Source organism: Thermodesulfobacteriota bacterium (genome assembly GCA_036482575.1).
Lineage (GTDB): Bacteria > Desulfobacterota > GWC2-55-46 > GWC2-55-46 > JAUVFY01 > JAZGJJ01.
The window spans coordinates 1-5,668 of the sequence record JAZGJJ010000157.1 but is presented as its reverse complement, the minus strand read 5'-3'; the positions used below and the strand labels follow the sequence as shown (position 1 = coordinate 5,668).

The 5,668-nt window shown below is 60.6% G+C and carries 6 protein-coding genes and 1 pseudogene; all 7 read left to right on the top strand.

Features of this window, described 5'->3' with window-relative positions; genetic code table 11:
• Nucleotides 1-734 (top strand): MTAP family purine nucleoside phosphorylase (locus tag V3W31_06970; GenBank protein ID MEE9614679.1); only part of this gene is annotated, 734 nt, incomplete at its 5' end.
• Nucleotides 731-1,642 (top strand): PfkB family carbohydrate kinase, encoded by a 912-nt coding sequence (locus tag V3W31_06965; GenBank protein MEE9614678.1) that lies wholly within the window; start codon nt 731-733, stop codon nt 1,640-1,642. The genes V3W31_06970 and V3W31_06965, both read left to right, overlap by 4 nt.
• A 57-nt stretch (nt 1,643-1,699) precedes the next feature.
• Nucleotides 1,700-2,452 carry a tetratricopeptide repeat protein gene (locus tag V3W31_06960; protein MEE9614677.1) on the top strand — a complete coding sequence of 251 codons (753 nt, stop codon included), beginning with the start codon at nt 1,700-1,702 and terminating at the stop codon, nt 2,450-2,452.
• Between the two features lie 12 nt (nt 2,453-2,464).
• A pseudogene (locus tag V3W31_06955) lies at nt 2,465-2,650 on the top strand (helix-turn-helix transcriptional regulator).
• A 348-nt stretch (nt 2,651-2,998) separates the two neighbouring features.
• Nucleotides 2,999-3,334: a DUF4115 domain-containing protein gene (locus V3W31_06950; GenBank protein MEE9614676.1), complete on the top strand. Its 336-nt coding sequence runs from the start codon at nt 2,999-3,001 to the stop codon at nt 3,332-3,334.
• Between the two features lie 34 nt (nt 3,335-3,368).
• Nucleotides 3,369-4,082: a GAF domain-containing protein gene (locus V3W31_06945; protein ID MEE9614675.1), complete on the top strand. Its 714-nt coding sequence runs from the start codon at nt 3,369-3,371 to the stop codon at nt 4,080-4,082.
• A gap of 2 nt (nt 4,083-4,084) precedes the next feature.
• Nucleotides 4,085-5,644 carry a tetratricopeptide repeat protein gene (locus V3W31_06940; protein ID MEE9614674.1) on the top strand — a complete coding sequence of 520 codons (1,560 nt, stop codon included), beginning with the start codon at nt 4,085-4,087 and terminating at the stop codon, nt 5,642-5,644.
• The last annotated feature ends 24 nt before the right edge of the window (nt 5,645-5,668 follow it).

Sequence of the window (5,668 nt, the reverse complement as noted above, 5' to 3'; positions counted from 1 at the left end):
GCACGGCGAAGATGGTCTTCCTCCCGAGGCACGGAAGGGGGCACAGGCTCTCCCCCACCGAGATAAACTACCGGGCCAACGTCTACGGCATGAAGAAGCTCGGGGTGGAGCGGCTCATCTCGGTATCGGCCGTCGGGAGCATGAGGGAGGATATAGAGCCGGGGCACATAGTGGTGGTGGACCAGTTCTACGACAACACGAAGAGGCGCGTCAGCAGTTTTTTCGACGGAGGGGTCGTGGGCCACGTGGAGTTCGCGGACCCGGTCTGCGGGGAGCTGGCTTCAGCCCTTTTCGACGCGGCCCGGGCCGTCGGGGCCACGGTCCACAAAGGCGGGACTTACTTATGCATGGAGGGGCCGCAGTTTTCGACCAGGGCCGAGTCCAACATATACAGGAAGTGGGGGGTGGACGTCATAGGGATGACCAACATGCCCGAGGCCAAGCTCGCCCGTGAGGCCGAGATATGCTACGCGACGCTGGCTCTCTCGACCGACTACGACTGCTGGCACGAGAGCGAGGAGTCGGTGACGGTGGAGATGATTATCGCAACACTCAAGAAGAACGTCTCCACCGCCAGGTCCATAATAAAGGAGGCGGTCCCCGCGCTTGCCGCCACGAGCGGCTGCGGCTGCGCGGACGCGCTTAAGTGCGCGGTCATAACCGACCCCAAGGCCATACCGGATAAGGCGAGGAAGGACCTCGACCTCCTGATAGGAAAGTACCTGACCCCATGAGCATACTCGTAGTCGGCTCGGTCGCGTTCGACTCGGTGGAGACGCCGTTCGGAAAGGTGGAGGATGCGCTCGGAGGGTCGGGCACCTACTTCTCCACGGCCGCAAGCCACATCTCGGAGGTAAGCCTCGTTGCCGTCGTGGGCGAGGACTTCCCGGAGGAGCACATCGAGATGCTCCGTAAGAGGGGCGTTAACGTCGACGGGGTCGAGAGGGTCAAGGGAGGGAAGACCTTCCGCTGGAAGGGCCGCTACGACTACGACCTGAACCAGGCCCATACCCTGGACACCCAGCTTAACGTCTTCAGCGACTTCAACCCCACGCTCCCGAAAGGCTGCGAGGACCTGCCCTTCGTCTTCCTTGCCAACATAGACCCGGAACTGCAGCTGCGGGTCCTTGATCAGGTGAAGAGCCCCCGGCTCGTCGCCTGCGACACGATGAACTTCTGGATAGAGGGGAAGCCCGAAGCCTTGAGGAGGCTCTTTAAACGGGTGGACCTCGTTGTGATAAACGAGAGTGAGGCCAGGGAGTTCGCCGGGGAGGCGAGCCTGGTGAAGGCGGCGCGGGCGATACTCGAGCTCGGCCCCAGGGCCCTTATCGTCAAGCGCGGCGAGTACGGGTCCCTTATGTTCAACGGCACCTCGGTATTTTCAGCCCCGGCCTACCCGCTCGAGGATATATACGACCCCACGGGCGCCGGCGACAGCTTTGCCGGCGGGCTTATGGGGTACCTCGCCAATACCGACGACCTGAGCGAGGACAACATGAGGAGGGCCATAATCTTCGGCAGCGTCATGGCCTCGTTTAACGTCGAGGCCTTCAGCCTGGACAGGCTCGGCACCCTCGGCATAGAGGAGATACGCAGCCGGTACCGCGAGTTTAAGCGGTTGACCCATTTCGAAGACCTGTGATATATTAAAAAGGTATGTTCGTGTATGTAAACGTGTAAAAAATTAGAGGTGTTCAGCATGGATATTAGAAAAGCCGCCGTTTTATTCATATTAGTCGTGGCAACCGTCTCCTGCGCCCCTACGATGAGGGTGGACAAAAAAAAGGATGCGGGCGTCCATTACGACCTGGGAGTGATACACCTGAGCGAGAGGAGATTCCCCGACGCGCTGAAGGAGCTTACCGCTGCGGTGGAGATCGACCCCTCGGAACCCACCCACCACAACGCTCTGGGTCTCGCCTACTTCGGAAAAAAGATGTACTCGGAGGCCATCTTGAGCTTCGAAAAGGCCGTGGCGCTGGACGGGAAGTTCATGGAGGCCCACATGAACCTCGGTGCGGCCTATACCGAGATAAAGGAGTGGGACCGCGCCATTACCGAGTTCCATGTCGTCCGGGACGACATCTTCTACAAGACCCCGGAGCTGGCCCACAACAATATTGGCTGGGCCCTCTACAACAAGAGGGAGTACAAGGCCGCCGTCCGGAGCTACAGGAAGGCCGTGGAGTTGAACCCCGAGTATTCGATGGCATACAACAACATGGGTATGGCCTATGACAAGATGGAAAAGTACGACGAGGCTGAAGAGGCGCTAGCCATCGCCGTAAAGATATCCCCCCTCTTTGTGGAAGCCCATTACAATCACGGCCTTGCCCTTATTCACAAAAAGGACAATAAGGGGGCCCGGAGGGCGTTTCAGGCGGTCGTCAACCTGGCGCCGCAATCGGATATGGGTCGCTCGGCCAAAGAGTACATAAACCTTTTAAAGTAAGAGCTGAACGGTATGGAAAGCCCCGGGGAATACCTCAAAAGGGAGCGGGAGCTTCGGGGGACGTCCCTTGAAGATATCTCCGCGGTTACAAGGGTAAGCGCGAGGCTCTTGAAGGCGCTCGAGGAGGACGACTACGAAACCCTCCCGCACCCCACCTTTGTAAAGGGCTTTATAGCGGCCTACTGCAAGCAACTCGGTCTCGACTCCAACGACGCACTCCTGCGGTTTGAGGCCTACTTAAGAGACAGGGACGAGGGGACTAAAGAGGAGCATGTTGTGTTCGGCTCCTCCCCGGAACCCTTTCCCACCCGGGGTATCGTTTTGGCCATGGCCTTCGTTGCCGTGGTGGTGGCGGTCGGCGTTTATATGGGTTTTTCGAAGAGGCCGCCCGTCGGTAACGAGCCGACCGTTCAAGTAGAAGAGAGTACGAACGAGGAGGCCGGGTTATCCGTTCCTGAGGAGGTTCCTCCGGCCGTGGAGGCGGAGGGGGGGACTGAGGGGGGCGCTGAGGGGGGCACGGCGGAGGAAGGCGCCAACCAATCAGGTGTGGTGGATGTGGTGGGTGGGGCCGGTTCGGGTGCGGCGGGCGCGGATGAGGATGTGGAGGAAAAGCTCCATAACCTCGTTGTCCGAGCCGTGAGCGATGCCTGGATAAGGGTTGAACTCGACGGGGGGGAGCCCTTTGAGGTGCTCTTGAAGGAGGGTGAGCGGGTGAAGTGGGACGGCGCGGAGTTTTCGCTCCTCATAGGGAATGCCGGCGGGGTTGAGCTCAACCTCGACGGCGAGCCCGTCGTCCTCTCGGGCGGCGAGGGAGAGGTCGTAAGGATAACGCTCCCGGCCTTGGAAGGGGGAGGGGAAGATTCGGAAGATGAAGAGGGCTGAGGGCATTAAGACCGTAAAGACAGGGGAGGCATAAGTGGAACCCGTTATAAGATGCAGAAGCTGCGGCAAGAAGATGAGGTCCGAGCGTATCGACGACCAGAAGGTCAAGTTCTCGTGTGGGTGCGGTTTTTCCGAGTACAGGCCGGCGCCCGCGGCGAGCAGGGCCATAAATCCCCATTACTCCAAAGAGAGTCTCCTGCCCCTTAAGTTCGACCACACCGGCGAGTTCTACTTCGAGGTCCAGCGGGCCAACAGGGAGAGGATGGAGATAATCACGCTCGATGAGATAAGCATGCTCGCCTCCTCGGACTACGACCTCGACGAGGTCTTGAAGCGCGTCGCCGAGACGACCGCCAAAAGGCTCGGCGTGGACGTATGCTCCATATACATCTGGGACGGGAAGGAATATCTGGTGTTGCGCGGCACGTACGGGCTCTCGCAGAAGGCCGTGGGCAAGGCCAGGCTCAAGGTGGGGGAGGGCATAACCGGCAGCGCCGTAAAGGAGAAAAAACCGCTCCTCATTGAAGACATCTCGGAGGACCCGCGCTACCACTACTTCCCGGAGACAAAGGAGGAGCAGTACAGGATAAAGACCATGTACTCGTACCCCATATTCTCCGGCGATAAGCCGCTCGGGGTATTGAACGCCCAGACCGTCGTCCTCCGGGAGTTCAAGGAGGACGAGATATACTTCATCGAGGTAATAGCCAACCTGATCCTCGGCGCGGTCAAGATGCGTAAGAGGTAGCGATGTTCTGCAAGAGCTGCTGGGCCAATCTCCCGGACGGCACCAGGGTGTGCCCGAGGTGCGGAGTCGATCCGTGTGCCGAGCCCTCGGCCCCCACGGCCCCCTCGTCCAACGGCAAAAGGGGTGTCTTCCCCAAAAGGCGGCCCGCGCCGCGCTCCGGAGGTACGGAGCGTTCGGGTTCCTCGGGACTCATCGCGCTCCTCGCCTTCCTTGTCACCGCCGGCGCACTATACCACCTCTATACAGACGACTACATACTTGACCGCACAGGCGGCCCGCAGGCCCCCCCCGCCCCCCCCGCTCTCACCATAAGGCTCGATAAAGAGCCCCCTTCGGCCCCTGAATCCTCCACCGAGCCTTCTACGCCCCGACGGAACCCTGTTGCCGGAAGGCCCTCCACCCCGGATAGGGCGGACAAGGCGGTAGCGGCCTACAAAGAGGGCGACTACCACAGGGCGTCGATACTCTTCAGGGGCGCGCTCAGGGACTCCCCCGAAAGTAGTGAACTCAAGGGCTACCTCGCCCAAAGCCTGGCGCATATGGCCGATGAGGAGTTAAAAGCCGGGGAGTTCGACGGTGCGAAGAGGCTTTTCACCGAGGCCATTACCATCGAGGAAGACCCGGCCTTCCTGAGGGGGCTTGCGAACGCGCAGGTTAAGCTCGGTGACATTGAGGGGGCGGTCGCCACCATCGAGCCCTTAAAGGCCGAGGCGGACGTGGTAAGATTCCTTAAAGGCGCCTACTCGAAGCTCGGGCAGGAGCACTACCAGAGCGGCGATATCGACAGGGCCATAGACTACTTCGAGAAGGGCGCGGAGGCGGACCCCGGCGACGCCGCCATAAGGGTCGCGCTCTCCAGGCTTAAGAAAGAACGCTCCGAGGAGGAGGGGTTCGGGCGGAAGGAGGGGAGCCACTTCCTGGTAAAGTTCGAGGGGGGCGAGAACGCGGTGGCCGGGCATCTCATAGGGCTGCTCCTCGAGGAGGCCTACAGGAAAATCGGCACGGACCTCGGCTACTACCCCGAGGACAGGATAGGCGCGGTACTCTACTCCCGGGAGAAGTTCCGCGACGTAACCGGGAGCCCTTCGTGGGCGGGCGCGATCTACGACGGACGCATAAAGATACCCGTCGGAGGCATAACCGAAAGGACCAACCTTCTTGAGAAGGTGATGTTCCACGAATACACTCACGCTCTGGTGCACAGGATATCCAGCCGGAGGGCGCCCGTGTGGATTAACGAGGGGTTGGCGCAGTACGAAGAGGGTAAGAGGGCGGCGACGCACAAAGCGCTCCTCAGGAATATAGCGAGGAACAACGAGAAGCTGTCCTTGAGGCAGCTGGAGGGCTCCTTCATGGGGCTTGACCGGGCCCAGGCCCAGGCGGCCTATGCCCTTAGCCTTTCGGCCACCGAGTATATAATCCGCGACTACGGGGTCGCTGCGGTCGTGAGGATACTGGAGGGGCTCGGCCGGGGCAAGAGCCTCGATGAGGCGATATCCTCGGCCCTGTACGTCTCTTACCGGGTCCTGGAGGAGGGGTGGCTCGCTTCGCTCAAGAGGTAGGCGAGGGGGGTGGGGGGGGTGGAA

Excerpts from the sequence above, each read along its gene's own strand:
- V3W31_06965 (MEE9614678.1), top strand. The coding sequence starts at position 731 with ATGAGCATACTCGTAGTCGGCTCGGTCGCGTTCGACTCGGTGGAGACG.
- V3W31_06960 (MEE9614677.1), top strand. The coding sequence starts at position 1,700 with ATGGATATTAGAAAAGCCGCCGTTTTATTCATATTAGTCGTGGCAACC.
- V3W31_06940 (MEE9614674.1), top strand. The coding sequence starts at position 4,085 with ATGTTCTGCAAGAGCTGCTGGGCCAATCTCCCGGACGGCACCAGGGTG.